The organism is Streptomyces sp. cg40, from assembly GCF_050320165.1.
Lineage (GTDB): Bacteria > Actinomycetota > Actinomycetes > Streptomycetales > Streptomycetaceae > Streptomyces > Streptomyces hokutonensis.
Genome location: NZ_CP190128.1, coordinates 3,752,599 through 3,768,576, shown reverse-complemented (window position 1 = coordinate 3,768,576; position 15,978 = coordinate 3,752,599). Strand labels below are relative to the sequence as shown.

The window sequence follows — 15,978 nt, the reverse complement described above, 5'->3', positions numbered from 1 at the left end:
GCGCAGTCCTACCCCACCCTCCGCAACGCCAACACCGCGTTGTGCCCCCCGAACCCGAACGAATTGCTCAACGCCAGATCCCCACCCCCCGGCAGTTCCCGCCCCACTCCCACCACCACGTCCAGCCCCAACGCGTCGTCCAACTCCCCACTCCCCACGGTCGGCGGCACCACCCCGTGATGCAGCGTGAGCACGGTCGCCACGGCCTCGACCCCGCCGGCCGCCCCCTGAAGATGCCCGAGATGCCCCTTGAGCGCGGTGACGGGTACGGCCCGCCGTCCGAAGACGGCCCGCAGCGCCTCCGCCTCCGCGAGATCGCCCTCGACCGTCGCCGTGGCATGGGCGTTCACATGGACGACGTCCACGACATGCCCGCCCGCGTCCCGCACCGCCCGCCGTACCGCGAGTGCGACCCCCGCCCCCGACGGATCCGGCGCGGCCATGTGATGCGCGTCGGCGGACAGCCCCCACCCGGCGGCCTCGCAGTAGATCCGCGCCCCGCGCGCTCGTGCGTGCTCCTCCGCCTCCAGGACGAGCACCCCCGCGCCCTCCCCGTTCACGAACCCGTCCCGGTCCTTGCCGAACGGCCGGGACGGCGACGAACCGTCCTCCACTCCCCGCCCGGCCAGCGCCCGCATCGCGGCGAACGACGCCATGATCGCCGGCGTGACGACCGCCTCCGCCCCGCCCGCGAGGGCTATGTCGACGCGGCCGTACCGTATGCGGTCGATGGCCGCCCCGATCGCCTCGGTGCCGGAGGCGCACGCGGCGGTGACCGTGCGGGCCTCGCCGGTGATGTGCAGGTCGAGGGAGACCTGGGACGCGGCCTGCGAGGGCACGGTCATGGGGGTGGTGAGCGGGGAGACCGCGCGCGGGCCCTTGTCGCGCAGCTTGCGGTCGCCCCCGACCAGCACGGCCGCGTCCCCGAGGATCGCCCCGAGGCTGACCCCGACCCGCTCGGGGTCGAGCCCGCTCTCGCGGGTGCCGCCGGCGGCGAACCCGGCGTCGTCCCATGCCTCCCGCGCGGCGAGTACGGCGAACTGCGCGGCCCGGTTCATCCGCCGCGCCGCCGCCCGCGGCAGCAGCTCCGCCGGGTCGACGGGCACTGTCCCGGCCACCCGTACGGGCAGCTCCGCGAACTCCTCGCCGTCCAGTTCACGGATCCCGTGCCGACCGTCGAGCAGCCCCCGCCACAGCTCGCCGACCCCGACCCCGAGCGGCGTGACGGCCCCGAGCCCGGTGACCACCACCCGCCGCGGCTGCCGCACGACCGGGGCCACCTTCCGCTCCGGCCGCGCGTGATGCCGTACGACGGACTCCGCACCGCCCCAGCCGCGGACCTCGGCATCGGTCGCGACCTCGTCCGCGGCCCCGTCGAGGTCCCGGTGCCAGACCCCCCAACGCCGTACGTACGACACCTCGTCGGCGCGCGGATCGACGACCCGCAGGGTGGTCACCCGGTCGCCGTCCCGGAACTCGATCGCGGCGAGGTCCTGGGAGTCCAGGCGGGGGATCGCCCCGACGTCCATCCGGTGGCAGGCGACGGTGACGCGCAGGTTCCGGCCGAGCACCTCGTCCCGGTCGGCGCCGCCGAGCGGCGGGCGCAGCGCGAGCCGGATCGTCTCCGGGGTCTCGGGCAGCGTGTGCATCACGACGTACCAGCAGTCGCGTTCGGCGTCGTCGGGGGTCAGGGCGATCAGATCGCCGGGGATGACTTCGGCGGCGCTCACCGGGTGAGGAGCGAACGGAATCTCTGATGAATGGGGTGAATTGGACATACCTCTGCACACTCCCTGTGCTCAGAACGGACTTATGGTGCGCGGCAAACGATCCCGAGTGAACTGGACGAAGCAGGAAAAAGCCACGGTTGAATGGTGAACCTATTGCGGCCCGGGAGCTCTCAAGGCCGCCTGGAACAGACCGAGTTGCCGGATTCGATCACCGGGCTTGTGTGTGGAACGTCACTTCTGCGGCCGCGGTCACCGCCCCCGCCCCCACTTGTTCCCTGGATTTAACGCGAGGCCCTCTGGCAACTCCCTTTCTACGCGCGTAACTTGAGCCGACTCCCCACAGGCACCGGTATCGGCAGCTACACGAAGTACGAGGAGACCGCCAGCGTGTCCAGACCTGAAGGGCGCAGATCGCGCGCCCGCCGTACCGCCTACTCGATCGTCTCGGTGGGCGCGGCGGGAGCGTTCGCCTTCACCGCCCTGCCCGCCGCGCACGCCACCCCGTCGGCCTCGGCGGTGATCGCCGAGGTGTACGGCGGCGGAGGCAACTCGGGAGCCACCCTGACCCGGGACTTCGTGGAACTCGGCAACGCCGGTTCCACGGCCTACGACCTGTCGGGCTACAGCGTGCAGTACCTGCCCGGTTCGCCTTCCGCGAGCTCCACTTGGCAGGTCACCGCCCTCTCCGGCGCGATCGCCCCCGGCGCCCGCTACCTGGTCGGCGAGGGCACCGGCAGCGGCGGCACCACCGCGCTGCCCACCACGGACGCCGGCGGCTCGATCGCCATGAGCGCCACCACCGGCACGATCGCCCTGGTCTCCGGCACCACCGCGCTCACCTGCAAGACCGCCGCGGACTGCGCGGCCGACACCCGCATCGTCGACCTGACGGGCTACGGCACCGCGGTCGTCCGCGAGGGCAGCGGCCCGGCCGCCGGCGCCTCCAACACGGCCGCGGTCGCCCGCGCCGACTCGCTCGCCGACACCGACGACAACGCGGCCGACTTCACCGCCGCCACCCCGTCGCCGGTCAACTCGGCGGGCCAGACGCCCGGTTCGGGCGACGGCGGCGGTGGCGACGGCGGCTCGCCGACCGACCCCGGCACCGTCCGCGTCCACGACATCCAGGGCACGACCCGCCTCTCGCCGTACGCCGGCCAGACGGTCACCCGCGTCCCGGGCCTCGTCACCGGCGTCCGCTCCAGCGGCTCCCTCGGCTACTGGATCCAGGACCCCACCCCCGACACCGACCCGCGCACCAGCGAGGCAGTCTTCGTCTACACCGGCTCCACCAAGCCCACGGTGGCGGTCGGCGACTCGGTCCTGGTCAGCGGCAAGGTCAGCGAGTACTACCCCAGCAGTACCAGCCAGTCCAACACCGAGATCACCGGCCCGACGACCACGGTCCTCTCCAGCGGCAACGCCCTCCCGGCCGCCGTGACCCTCGACGCCACCTCCGTCCCCGACGCCTACATCCCCACCGCGTCCGGCGGCAGCATCGAGTCCCTCCCGCTCCAACCCGCCGTCTACGCCCAGGACTTCTTCGAGTCCCTGGAGGGCATGCGGGTCACGTTCTCCGACGCCCGCGTGGTCGGCGCGAGCGATGCGTACGGCGAGCTGTGGGTCACGGTGAAGCCCGACGAGAACGCAACGGCCCGCGGCGGCACCCTGTACTCCTCCTACGACCAGCCCAACACCGGCCGTATAGAGGTGATGTCGCTGGATACCACCTCAACCTTCCCCGCGGCCAACGTCGGTGACGAACTGTCAGGCACGACCACGGGTCCCCTCGACTACTCCACCTACGGCGGCTACAACGTCCAGGCCACCCAGCTCGGCACCCTCGTCGACAACGGCCTGAAGCAGGAAGTGACGCGCAAGCAGAAGAAGGACGAGCTGGCGGTCGCCACGTACAACGTGGAGAACCTGGACGCGCTCGACACCCAGGAGAAGTTCGACCGGCTCGCCGAGGGCGTCGCGGTCAACCTCAACTCCCCCGACATCGTGGCCCTGGAGGAGATCCAGGACGACAACGGCGCGACCAACGACGGCACGGTGACGGCCGAGGGCACCCTCAAGCGCTTCACGGACGCGGTCCGCGCGGCCGGCGGCCCGGTCTACAAGTGGCGCTACATCTCCCCGACCAACGACGCGGACGGCGGCGAGCCCGGCGGCAACATCCGCCAGGTCTTCCTCTTCAACCCCAAGCGCGTCTCCTTCACCGACCACCCGGGCGGCGACGCGACCACGGCCACGAGCGTGGTGAAGACCCGCCACGGCGTCGAACTCACCTACTCCCCGGGCCGTATCGACCCGACCAACGCGGCCTGGGAGGACAGCCGCAAGCCCCTGGTCGGCGAGTTCACCTTCCAGGGCGAGCAGGTCTTCGTCGTCGCCAACCACTTCATCTCCAAGGGTGGCGACCAGCCGATCCACGGCCGCTATCAGCCCCCGGCCCGCAGCTCCGAGACCCAGCGCGCGGCCCAGGCGGCGGAGGTCAACACCTTCGTCAAGTCCCTGCTGGCGGCGGACAGGAACGCCAAGGCGATCGTCCTCGGCGACCTGAACGACTACGAGTTCTCCCAAACAGTCACCGCCCTGACGGCCGACAAGGTCCTCAAGCCCCTGATCACCACCCTCCCCGCCGCCGAGCGCTACACCTACGTCTACGACGGCAACTCCCAGACCCTGGACCACATCCTGACCAGCCCCGCGGTGACGTCCTTCAACTACGACGTCGTCCACCTCAACGCGGAGTTCGCGGACCAGGCGAGCGACCACGACCCGCAGATCGTCCGGATCGACCTCTCGAAGTGCGGCAGGCACTAGCACTGCCGGCACCCGATGGAGCGGGCCGGCGCAAGCCGCCCCGCCCCATCAGCCTCTCGACGCGGTCAGTGCAACCCTCTGAGGTGCGTGCGGTCTCGATGCCGGTCAGGGCCCCTGAGGGGCGTGACGTCCCGATGCCGGTCAGGGCACCCTGAGGGGCGTGACGTCCCGATGCTGGTCAGGGCACCCCCTAAGGAGCGCGCCTTCTCGATGCTGGTCAGGGCACCCCCAAGGGGCGTGCCTTCTTGACGCCGACCAGGACACGCCCTGCCGACCAGGGCACCCCCTGAGGAGCGTGCCCTCCCCGTCCCGGTCAGGACAACTCCCCAAGGGGCGCGGGGAACTGCGCGACCAGCCACAACGCGCCCGCACCCGCAACACAACACAAGCCCCTCAGACGCTAAGCCGCACACCCCGGTCCACCACACTCCGCCCCGTCACCATGACCAGCCCCACCCCCACCACCAGCCCCAACGCCGGCAGCACCGGAAACCGCCCGCCGTAGGCGAACCCATGCCCCGCGAACCAGATCAGCGCACTCACACTCGCGGCAAGCCCGAGCCACAACGCCCAGCCCCTGCGCGGTTCGTCGCCCGCCCGTGTCCGCTCGTAGGCCACTGCCAGCCCACGCTCCAACGGCCGCAGCGCCCCTACGACCCCCACCAGCACGACCGTGAGCACCGCCAGCCACGGCACCCGCAGCGCCCACCAACTCCCTGACCCGTAGGCCGGTTCAGGGGCGAGGTCGGTGAGGTAGAAGGCACCGGCGACGACCAACACGGGCAGCATGTGCCAGAGATAGAGCGTCATGCTGATGCCGCCCAACGGCCGTACCAGCCCCCAGAGTTGAGCGCGCCCCAGCAACCGCCGCATCGTCGGCGCGAGCAGCAGCGCCACCCCGACCTGCCCAACCGCCCACGCCAGCATGGCCGCCGACGGGGGATTGGTGTTACTGGGGCTCTGCCCGGTCACGAGGATCAGGCTCACCGGGAAGGGCCCGAGCCAGACCAGCGCGGCGAAGCCGACCACACCGCCCGCGGCCATGAACCCGGGGACGGCGGACCGCTCGGCGAGAAGCTTGTCCCGCCAGCAGAAGCCCAGTTGATAGGCGACGCCCCATACGAGCACGTAGTTCAGCAGCCCGACACCGGGCGCGTGCACGGTGACCACGAACAGATCGGCGACGAGCGCGACCGCCCCCATCATCACCGGCACCCGCAACCCCCACCGCCGATGTGCCGCATGCAGAACGGGAGTTGCCGCGCTGAGCAGCAGATACACCGGCAGGAACCAGAACTGCATGGCCATCGCCCACCCGACGAGCGCGAGCGTGTCGGCGTCCACCCCGACCGCCACACAGATCGCGACGGCGACCAGCACCAGCCCGCTGTACACCCCGGTGGGCAGCAGCAGCCGTAGCGCCCGCTGCCCCACCCACCCGGTCGCGCTACGGCCCTCGGCCCGCGCCCGCTCCCAGGAGCCTCCCGCCGCGTGCCCGCCGGCCAGGAAGAACAGCGGCATGATCTGGAAGCCCAGGGTGAGCCACTGCGTCCACGGCACGGTCGCGAGCAACTCAGGTGCGCTGATCACCCCGTTGGGCTCCCGCACCAGCCCGGTGATCAGCCAGTGCCCGAACACCACCAGCACGATCGCCCACGCCCGCAGAAAGTCGACGTAGCGATCCCGGTCCCCGCTCGAATCCCCCATGGGACGCCATGGTGCCGGGGGAGTAGGGGAGTTGGGGCGCACGTGCGCTCTCCCGCAACCAATCCGTGCCCGTCACGACACCGGTGCTCGGAGGCAGTGCACCCGAGAGTCCTGCACGTAACGGGAATCAGCGCTCCGCCCGTTACCCACTTTCGGGTGACGCCCCCGGCGGACCTGGGGTGGCGCACCGTGGCGATCACGGACCTCGGGTCAGTGCCCGCAAGAACTCTGGGCGTCAACCTGGTGCATCACGCGCATAAATGGACGGTACAGGCGACAATCACGGAAATGCGACCGACTCGTAACGCGATTCACGTATCGCTCATATCCCGTCGGCACGGTGGAGAAGGTGTGGGTGTGCGGCCAACAGGCCGCCACCCGCACACCGCACAGCCCGGGTCCGGCCGTTGCCGTATCCAGGGATGTGCCCGCACCATGCTGGGGGAACCCGTGACCTCTTCACCTTCCGTGTCCGTCCGTCGTCTGGCCGCAGCCGCGCTGGCTGCCGGCGCTCTCGTCGGCGCGGCGGCACTGCCGGCGACCGCGGCCGACCACGCGGCCCGGCCGAGCGTGGAGATCAGCCGCGTGCAGGCCGACTCGCCGGGACCGGACGACCGCTCCGCCCGTTCGCTGAACAACGAGTGGGTGGAGATCACCAACCACGACCGCCGTGGCGTCAACCTCGACGGCTGGAAGCTGTCGAACAAGGAAGGCCAGACCTACACCTTCCACCACTTCCGCCTCGCGGGCCACGCCACCGTCCGCGTCCACACCGGCAAGGGCCGTGACACCGCCCAGGACGTCTACCAGGACCGCCGCGACTACGCCTGGGACAACCGCTCCGACACCGCCACCCTCCGCAACGACCACCGCCGCCTCGTAGACGACAAGTCCTGGGGCGGCCGCAACGGCGGCGGCGAGGGCGGCGGCCACAACGGTGGCGGTCACGGTGGCGGGGGCCACAACGGTGGCGGCGGCCACGAGGGTGGCGGCCACGGGGGCGGCGGCCACCGCTGACCACCGGCACGATGACGTCCGACCAGTGACGTCCCGGCAGTGACATGACATCCACGGCGCGCCGTCCCATCCAGGGGCGGCGCGCCGTCTTGCTCTGTCCTGGACACCGGGAACAGGGCCGACGAAGAAGAATGAGTGTCAGGGCCAGTCGATGGTGACGGGGGTGCAAGGAGATCTCTTCCGAGAGCGCCACCGGGTTGACCTGGTGACGCTGCGGTTATGTCCACCTCGGCGTCAACAAGGACACGAAGCTCTATGGGGCGGACAAGTAGCGCGACGGCGGAACCAAACGCAATGATCGCCCGCCTGTTGGGGTTGGTGGCCAGGACTGCAGTGGCATGCAGGTGGACCCTGCGCGGCGCCTCTACCGAGCTCCGCCAACCGTTCCGGGAACCTGGGCTCGCTCCGCGGCGAGTAGGCGTGCGAGGTCGTCCCGTTTGCCGTCGAGAGTGGCGAGCATCCGCAGACGGGTCTGCTCGAAGTCGGGCTCGGTCTCGACGCCGAGGTCGTGCCGCAGAGTGACCCGCAGCAGGTACACGCCGTCGGACAGCGCCTTACTGAACCACGTCTGCGCCCGCTGATAAGCACTGTCCGGGTCGGGGCTGCCGGCCAACTGCTTGACGACTGAATACCCGACTCCGAGCGACCTGTTGAGAGCCGAAGCCACGTCCAGGACGTCCTTCGCAAGCGCCATCTGAGCCTGAGAGTACTCGTCGGCCCAGGCTTCCTTGGCAGCGTCGAGAAGCGCCGGGTCGATGCTCTCACCACGTTGGGCCGCTTCGACGGCGTCCCGCGCGGCGACCCGGTAGGCGCGAGCGGTGGTATTCAGACGGGCATAGAGATCCCGCCGGGTCTGTATCGCCTGCTCGTGACGTTCCTGCTCCCGTTCACGATCAGCACGCTGGTTCTGCTCCCGGTTGGCACGCTGACTGAGCGCCGTCCCTCCGAGAGTTCCGCCCAGCGTTCCTCCGACGCTGATGAGTGCGACGGCAAGAGTTGTCACGTCCACGGGATCCCCCAACATGTCCGTTCGTCTGTCTGCGGTCGACGGCTGATGGCGACACAGACCACGCCGTCCCGTGCCACTACGGCAAGATCCTGTTCACACTTCGCCCACGAACCCTGCCATGCGACCGCCACGGGCCGCATCTGCCCGCACAAACACGAAGACCCCGTCCTCAGCTGACGCGCTGACGGCGGGGTCTTTGGGCAACAGGTGCCCCCGGCAGGATTCGAACCTGCGCACACGGCTCCGGAGGCCGTTGCTCTATCCCCTGAGCTACGGGGGCGTGTTCGTCGCGGTGTTCGCGGCGACGGGTAGAACCCTACCAGCTTCATACCGGTGTTCATGAACAGGTTTCCCGGTGGTCAGAGAGGTCGGGGGAGAGGTGGTCCGGGAGGTGTCCCGGGTCCCTCGCAGGGGGTGGAAGTGGGGAAAACCCGGACGCGGTGGCCGGTCCGGACCTACTCTCGAGTTGTGCCAGGCGCGTCGGGTCGGGTGCTTGTTGTGGACGACAACAAGGTCATCCGGCAGTTGATCAGGGTCAATCTCGAGCTGGAGGGTCTCGAGGTCGTGACCGCGGCCGATGGTGCCGAGTGTCTGGACGTCATTCATCAGGTACGGCCCGATGTGGTCACCCTCGACGTCGTCATGCCCCGGCTGGACGGACTGCGTACCGCCGCTCGGTTGCGCAGCGACCCCCGTACCCGTGATCTCCCCCTCGCCATCGTCAGCGCCTGCACTCAGCACGAGGTCGACAGCGGGCTCGACGTCGGCGTCGACGCGTTTCTCGCCAAGCCCTTCGAGCCGTCCGAACTCATCGCGCTCGTACGGCAGTTGATCGAGCGCGGGCGGCGTGATGCGGCAGGTGGGCTGTCCATCGGCGGTCCCTTCGGCGCGGGCGAGGCCGAACGGGCCGGGCGGGGCGGCCGCACCGGCGGCTGACGTACCCGGGTCCCGGACGCCCGACATGGACACCTCGACCCCGCCTCCAGCCCGGGGTCCACATCCTGGGCCCTGGACCAATCCCGCTGACTTCTCCCCCCTTCTCCACCCCGGCGTCCGCATCCCAGGCCCATAGCCAAACCGGCTGACCCCTCCCCCCTTCTTCTCCACCCCGGCCCCCACATCCCGGCCCCCAGCCAAACCGGCTGGCTTACCCACCCCCCTCCTCCCCTACGCTTGTCCCGTGACCCCCGTCGAGCTCTCCCGTACCGTGCTGCGCGCGGTGCGCCGTGCTGTCGACGACGGGGAGCTGCGCGTGGTTGTGCCCGAGCGGGCCTCGGTGACCGTGCCGGGGGCCGGCGGGTGCGGGGACTACGCCACCAACATCGCCCTTCAGCTCGCCCGGCCCGCCGGAGAGACCCCCCGCCGCGTCGCCGAGCTGCTGCTGCCGCATCTGGCCGGCGCGCAGGGCGTCAGCGGTGTCGAGATCACCGGGCCCGGGTTTCTCAACATCAGTCTGGGGAGTACGGCGTCCACCTCCCTCGTCGCGGAGATCCTGCGGCGCGGACCGCGGTACGGGTTCGTCGACGGCCCGCCCATCGACGCCCCCACCATCGACGCGCCCACCATCGGCGCCTGCACCAGCGGCGATGGCACCCCCAACGCCCCAGCCACCCACCTCGTACGACTCCACGCCCCCCACGAGCCCCGCGCCCTCGTCGTCATGGACGTCGTCGCCCGCCTCCTGCGCTCACAGGGTGCCGACGTCCGCACCAGCTGTGAGGCCGGGCCGCCCGAGCCCGCCTGGGCGACCGTTCTAGGCGTCGACCCGTACTGCACGCCCCAGGAACCCACCCCGCTCGACCCCGACCCCGAAGTCGTACGCCCCATCCCCGTCCCGCCCCCCGACCTCGCCCCCCTCCTCACCCTCGGCCGTGACGCCGCCCGCTGGGCTCTCCTCCATCCCGCCGCCCACGACCGGCCCCGGCTCACCGCCGAGCACCTCGTGCAGCGCGAGGCGAATCCCCTGTTCCGGGTCCGTTACGCCTACGCCCGCACCCGGGCCGTCGGCCGCAACGCCGCCGACCTCGGTTTCACCGCCGAACCCGGCGACGTACGAGACACACAAGACGCGCAAGGCGCACACGGCGCTGTAGGGGCGGTCACCCCCCTCCTCGCCGACCACCCCCGGGTCCTCGCCCGCGCAGCCACCCGCCGCGCCCCCGACCTGCTCGCCCGTCATCTGGTCGCCGTAGCGGACGCGACCCTCGTTCTTCTCCCCGTGGTGCTGCCGCTCGGGGACGAGAAACCCTTGGCCGCCCACCGTGCCCGGCTCGCGCTCGCCGAAGCCGCCGGGGCGGTGCTGGCCGGTGGCCTCTCCCTGCTCGGCATCGACGCACCCGAACACCTCTGAGCGCGACGACCGACGAAGACACCACTCACTCGATCCCCGCGCCAGGAAGAGACAGAAGAGAACACGACATGAGCCGTTCCGCACATCCCGCCGGACCCCGTCACGCCGACGTCCTGCCCGAGGGGCACTACTCCGGTCCCGCCGCCGATCTCAACGAACTCGACCCCAAGGTGTGGGCACAGACCGTCACCCGCGACGACGACGCGAACGGTGTCGTCACCGTCGGCGGTATCGACGTGAAGACCCTCGCCGAGCGGCACGGCACGCCGGCCTACGTTCTCGACGAGGACGACTTCCGGCAGCGGGCCCGGGCCTGGCGTACCGCCTTCGGGCACGACGCCGACGTCTTCTACGCCGGCAAGGCGTTCCTGTCCCGTGCCGTCGTGCGGTGGCTGCACGAGGAGGGGCTCAATCTCGACGTGTGTTCCGGGGGCGAGCTCGCCACCGCCCTCTCCGCCGGTATGCCCGCCGACCGCATCGCCTTCCACGGCAACAACAAGTCCGTGAGCGAGATCACCCGGGCCATCGAGGCCGGTGTAGGGCGGATCGTCCTCGACTCCTTCCAGGAGATCGTGCGCGTCGCCCACATCGCGCAGTCCCTCGGCAAGCGGCAGCCCGTGCAGATCCGGATCACGGTCGGGGTCGAGGCGCACACGCACGAATTCATCGCCACCGCCCATGAAGACCAGAAGTTCGGGATTCCGCTGGCCGGGGGGCAGGCCGCCGAAGCCGTACGGCGCGCTCTTCAGCTCGACGGGCTCGAAGTCATCGGGATTCACTCCCACATCGGGTCGCAGATCTTCGACATGTCCGGGTTCGAGGTCGCCGCTCACCGGGTTGTCGGGCTGCTGAAGGACATTCGGGACGAGCACGGGGTCGAGCTGCCCGAGATCGACCTCGGGGGCGGGCTCGGGATCGCGTACACCAGCGACGACGATCCCCGGGAGCCGCACGAGATCGCCAAGGCGCTCACCGAGATCGTCACCCGTGAGTGCGATTCGGCCAAGCTGCGGACTCCTCGTATCTCCGTCGAGCCCGGGCGTGCGATCGTCGGGCCCACCGCGTTCACGCTCTACGAGGTCGGCACCATCAAGCCCCTCGACGGGCTGCGGACGTACGTGTCGGTCGACGGCGGCATGTCCGACAACATCCGGACGGCGCTCTACGACGCCGAGTACAGCGTCGCTCTCGTGTCCCGCCGCTCCGACGCCGAGCCGATGCTCGCCCGTGTCGTCGGCAAGCACTGCGAGAGTGGGGACATCGTGGTCAAGGACGCGTTCCTGCCGGGGGACCTGGCTCCCGGTGACCTGATCGCCGTACCGGCGACGGGCGCGTACTGCCGTTCCATGGCCAGCAATTACAACCATGTGCTCCGGCCGCCGGTCGTCGCCGTGAAGGATGGCGAGTCGCGGGTCATCGTGCGTCGGGAGACCGAGGAGGACCTGCTCCGGCTCGACGTCGGCTGAGCCGGGCCCGGCACAAACAGGGGTGGAAGATCTCCGGTCTTCCGCCCCTGTGAAAATGAAATCGATGTCTCACGATCCGGACTATGGATAGAAAGTCCCGTCCGGTGAGTGAGACTGGTCCAACCGATGACGGTATGAGGAAACGAGGTCGGATGATGCGTACGCGTCCGCTGAAGGTGGCGCTGCTGGGCTGTGGAGTGGTCGGCTCAGAGGTGGCGCGCATCATGACGACGCACGCCGACGACCTCGCCGCCCGCATCGGCGCGCCCATCGAGCTCGCGGGCGTCGCCGTACGACGGCCCTCCAAGGTCCGCGACGGCATCGACTCCGCCCTCGTCACCACCGACGCCACCGCCCTCGTGAAACGCGGCGACATCGACGTCGTGGTCGAGGTCATCGGGGGCATCGAGCCCGCCCGGTCCCTCATCACCACCGCCTTCGAGCACGGCGCCTCCGTCGTCTCCGCCAACAAGGCGCTGCTCGCCCAGGACGGCGCCGCCCTGCACGCCGCCGCCGAGCGGCACGGCAAGGACCTGTACTACGAGGCCGCCGTCGCCGGGGCGATTCCGCTGATCCGGCCGCTGCGCGAGTCCCTCGCCGGGGACAAGGTCAACCGCGTGCTCGGGATCGTCAACGGGACGACCAACTTCATCCTCGACAAGATGGACAGCACCGGCGCCGGGTACCAGGAGGCCCTCGACGAGGCCACCGCGCTCGGGTACGCCGAGGCCGACCCGACCGCCGACGTCGAGGGCTTCGACGCCGCCGCCAAGGCCGCCATCCTCGCCGGAATCGCCTTCCACACGCGCGTGCGTCTCGACGACGTCTACCGCGAGGGGATGACCGAGGTCACCGCCGCCGACTTCGCCTCCGCGAAGAACATGGGCTGCACGATCAAGCTGCTGGCCATCTGTGAGCGGGCCGAGGACGGTGGCAGCGTCACCGCGCGCGTGCATCCCGCCATGATCCCGCTCAGCCACCCGCTCGCCTCCGTCCGCGGCGCCTACAACGCCGTGTTCGTCGAGTCCGACGCCTCCGGGCAGCTGATGTTCTACGGCCCCGGTGCCGGTGGCGCTCCGACCGCCTCCGCCGTCCTCGGTGACCTCGTCGCCGTGTGCCGCAACCGGCTCAACTCGACCACCGGGCCCGGGGAGTCGGCGTACGCCGGACTGCCCGTGTCGGGCATGGGCGAGGTCGTCACGCGGTACCACATCAGCCTCGACGTCGCCGACAAACCGGGTGTTCTCGCACAGGTCGCCACCGTGTTCGCCGAGCACGGTGTCTCGATCGATACGGTTCGGCAGCAGGGGAAGGACGGCGAGGCCTCTCTCGTCGTCGTCACGCACCGCGCGTCCGACGCCGCCCTGGGCGGGACCGTCGAGGCGTTGCGCAAGCTCGACACCGTGCGGGGTGTCGCCAGCATCATGCGGGTTGAAGGAGAGTAACCAGCAATGACCCACCAGTGGCGCGGAATCATCGAGGAGTACCGGGACCGGCTCCCGGTGTCCGACAGCACGCCGGTCGTCTCCCTCCGCGAGGGCGGCACGCCCCTCGTGCCCGCGCAGGTGCTCTCCGAGCGCACCGGCTGCGAGGTCCACCTCAAGGTGGAGGGCGCCAACCCCACCGGGTCCTTCAAGGACCGCGGTATGACCATGGCCATCACGCGGGCCAAGGAGGAGGGCGCGCAGGCCGTCATCTGCGCCTCCACCGGCAACACGTCGGCCTCCGCCGCCGCCTACGCGGTGCGCGCCGGGATGGTCTGTGCCGTCCTCGTGCCGCGCGGCAAGATCGCGCTCGGCAAGATGGGCCAGGCCCTCGTGCACGGTGCGAAGATCCTCCAGGTCGACGGGAACTTCGACGACTGCCTCACCCTCGCCCGCGAGCTGAGCGACAACTACCCTGTGGCGCTGGTGAATTCGGTCAACCCGGTGCGCATCGAGGGCCAGAAGACGGCCGCCTTCGAGATCGTCGACATGCTCGGCGACGCGCCCGACATCCACGTCCTGCCGGTGGGCAACGCGGGCAACATCACCGCGTACTGGAAGGGCTACAAGGAGTACGCCGCCGACGGCATCGCCGCCAAGTCGCCCCGCATGTGGGGCTTCCAGGCGTCCGGCTCGGCGCCCATCGTGCGCGGCGAGATCGTCAAGGACCCCTCGACGATCGCCACCGCGATCCGCATCGGCAACCCGGCCTCCTGGCAGTACGCGCTCGCCGCGCGGGACGAGTCCGGCGGGTTCATCGACGAGGTGACGGACCGTGAAATCCTGCGCGCCTACCGGCTGTTGGCCGCCCAGGAGGGCGTTTTCGTCGAGCCCGCCTCCGCCGCCTCCGTCGCCGGTCTGCTGAAGGCGGCCGAGCAGGGCAAGGTCGACCCGGGCCAGACCATCGTCTGCACGGTGACCGGAAACGGTCTGAAGGACCCCGACTGGGCCGTCGCCGGCGCCCCGCAGCCCGTCACGATCCCGGTCGACGCGCCGACCGCCGCCGAGCGACTCGGACTCGCGTAGACCCGCAAGCGGAACGGCATCCGGGGGAGATCCCCGCAGGGGGTGCACAGGGGGCTTACGACACGCATCGTGCGCCTCCTGTGCGCCCTATGTCGCCACAGAACCTTCCTTCGATAGGCTGTACCGAACCCGCCCGCCGCATATGCCTGCGCGCATGGCTCGGCACCGCGCCGTCTCCACGGCCCGAGGGTCTCCACGTACCTATCGGATGTCATCGAACTTCATCGCACTTCATCGAATGTCTTCGACAATCACGCAGCTCAAGGAGAGTCATCGAGCGATGGCCGGTCCAGCCTTCCGCGCCGCCGCCGTCCGGGTGCGCGTCCCCGCCACCAGCGCCAACCTCGGCCCGGGCTTCGACGCCTTCGGCCTCTCGCTGGGGCTCTACGACGACGTCGTCGTCCGTGTCGCCGACTCCGGGCTGCTCATCGACATCGCGGGCGAGGGCAGCGAGACCCTCCCGCGCGACGAGAACCACCTCCTCGTACGGTCCCTGCGCACCGCCTTCGACCTGCTCGGCGGACAGCCGCGCGGCCTGGAGATCGTCTGCGCCAACCGCATTCCGCACGGCCGCGGCCTGGGCTCCTCCTCCGCCGCCATCTGCGCGGGCATCGTCGCCGCGCGAGCCGTGACCATAGGCGGGGACTCCAAGCTCGACGACACGGCCCTGCTGGAGCTCGCCACCGAGATCGAGGGCCACCCCGACAACGTGGCGGCCTGTCTGCTGGGCGGCTTCACGCTCTCCTGGATGGACGCGGGCGCCGCGCGGGCGATCAGGATGGATCCCGCCGATTCCATCGTTCCGGTGGTTTTCGTGCCCGGGAAGCCGGTGCTCACCGAGACGGCGCGCGGACTGCTCCCGCGCAACGTCCCGCACGTCGACGCCGCCGCCAACGCGGGCCGCGCCGCCCTGCTCGTCGAGGCCCTCACCCGCCGCCCCGAACTGCTGCTGCCCGCCACCGAGGACCGCCTGCACCAGGAGTACCGGGCGCCGGCCATGCCCGAGAGCGCGGCGCTCGTGGAGCGGCTGCGCGCGGACGGGGTGCCGGCCGTCATCTCCGGTGCGGGGCCCACCGTGCTGGCACTGGTCGACGCCGACAACGCCGACAAGGTCGCCCATCTCGCCGGCGAGGGCTGGGCCGCCAACCGGCTCGACCTCGACGAACAGGGTGCGTGCGTCCTTCCGCTCGCGGCCCCCAGCAGCGCCCCGAGCAGCAATTGACTACGTACCGTCGCCGGATTTCGAGAGGGGGAATGTTTGTTGGATCCGGTAGTGTTAATCTCAAGTCTGCACCCGACCCCACCATGGCGAGGTGCTTGTTGTCCCCGTCAGGGACAGACATTCTTCCGGGAGCCTCCC

The 15,978-nt window shown here is 70.5% G+C and carries 11 protein-coding genes and 1 tRNA gene; 8 read left to right on the top strand and 4 right to left on the bottom strand.

Translation table 11 applies throughout. From position 1 onward, the window contains the following. Positions 1-8: 8 nt before the first annotated feature. Positions 9-1,778 carry a beta-ketoacyl-[acyl-carrier-protein] synthase family protein gene (locus ACQHII_RS16370; RefSeq protein WP_427919998.1) on the bottom strand — a complete coding sequence of 590 codons (1,770 nt, stop codon included), beginning with the start codon at positions 1,776-1,778 and terminating at the stop codon, positions 9-11. A gap of 399 nt (positions 1,779-2,177) precedes the next feature. Here ACQHII_RS16370 and ACQHII_RS16365 point away from each other — a divergent pair, with 399 nt between their 5' ends. After that, the gene (locus ACQHII_RS16365; protein WP_427925327.1) at positions 2,178-4,559 is read left to right on the top strand and encodes an endonuclease/exonuclease/phosphatase family protein; all 2,382 of its coding nucleotides are present in this window, start codon (positions 2,178-2,180) and stop codon (positions 4,557-4,559) included. Positions 4,560-4,952: 393 nt separating this feature from the next. On the opposite strand, the gene ACQHII_RS16360 is transcribed toward ACQHII_RS16365, so the two are convergent. Further along, complete coding sequence (locus ACQHII_RS16360) at positions 4,953-6,266, bottom strand: acyltransferase family protein (RefSeq protein ID WP_427919997.1); 1,314 nt, start codon at positions 6,264-6,266, stop codon at positions 4,953-4,955. Positions 6,267-6,701: 435 nt separating this feature from the next. Between ACQHII_RS16360 and ACQHII_RS16355 the strand changes: the two genes are divergently transcribed. Further along, on the top strand, positions 6,702-7,283 hold the full coding sequence (locus ACQHII_RS16355) for a lamin tail domain-containing protein (protein WP_427919996.1): 582 nt from the start codon (positions 6,702-6,704) through the stop codon (positions 7,281-7,283). A gap of 364 nt (positions 7,284-7,647) precedes the next feature. On the opposite strand, the gene ACQHII_RS16350 is transcribed toward ACQHII_RS16355, so the two are convergent. Both ACQHII_RS16350 and ACQHII_RS16345 read right to left on the bottom strand, forming a co-directional pair. Then, positions 7,648-8,286, bottom strand: a complete 639-nt coding sequence (locus ACQHII_RS16350) for a hypothetical protein (RefSeq protein WP_427919995.1) — start codon at positions 8,284-8,286, stop codon at positions 7,648-7,650. A 214-nt stretch (positions 8,287-8,500) separates the two neighbouring features. After that, a tRNA-Arg gene (locus ACQHII_RS16345) sits at positions 8,501-8,572 on the bottom strand. A 59-nt stretch (positions 8,573-8,631) separates the two neighbouring features. Between ACQHII_RS16345 and ACQHII_RS16340 the strand changes: the two genes are divergently transcribed. The 6 genes from ACQHII_RS16340 (at position 8,632) to thrB (ending at position 15,840) form a co-directional block, all read left to right on the top strand. Continuing rightward, positions 8,632-9,228: a response regulator gene (locus ACQHII_RS16340; RefSeq protein WP_427919994.1), complete on the top strand. Its 597-nt coding sequence runs from the start codon at positions 8,632-8,634 to the stop codon at positions 9,226-9,228. A gap of 244 nt (positions 9,229-9,472) precedes the next feature. Beyond that, positions 9,473-10,642: an ArgS-related anticodon-binding protein NrtL gene (gene nrtL, locus ACQHII_RS16335; RefSeq protein WP_427919993.1), complete on the top strand. Its 1,170-nt coding sequence runs from the start codon at positions 9,473-9,475 to the stop codon at positions 10,640-10,642. A gap of 68 nt (positions 10,643-10,710) precedes the next feature. Then, a complete protein-coding gene (gene lysA / locus ACQHII_RS16330; protein WP_427919992.1) occupies positions 10,711-12,108 on the top strand; it encodes a diaminopimelate decarboxylase in 1,398 nt (465 codons plus the stop codon). A gap of 152 nt (positions 12,109-12,260) precedes the next feature. Continuing rightward, positions 12,261-13,553, top strand: a complete 1,293-nt coding sequence (locus ACQHII_RS16325) for a homoserine dehydrogenase (protein ID WP_427919991.1) — start codon at positions 12,261-12,263, stop codon at positions 13,551-13,553. A 6-nt stretch (positions 13,554-13,559) separates the two neighbouring features. Further along, a complete protein-coding gene (gene thrC, locus ACQHII_RS16320) occupies positions 13,560-14,618 on the top strand; it encodes a threonine synthase (RefSeq protein ID WP_427919990.1) in 1,059 nt (352 codons plus the stop codon). Between the two features lie 280 nt (positions 14,619-14,898). Continuing rightward, entirely contained in the window at positions 14,899-15,840 is a 942-nt protein-coding gene (gene thrB / locus ACQHII_RS16315; protein WP_362981936.1) for a homoserine kinase, read from the top strand. The last annotated feature ends 138 nt before the right edge of the window (positions 15,841-15,978 follow it).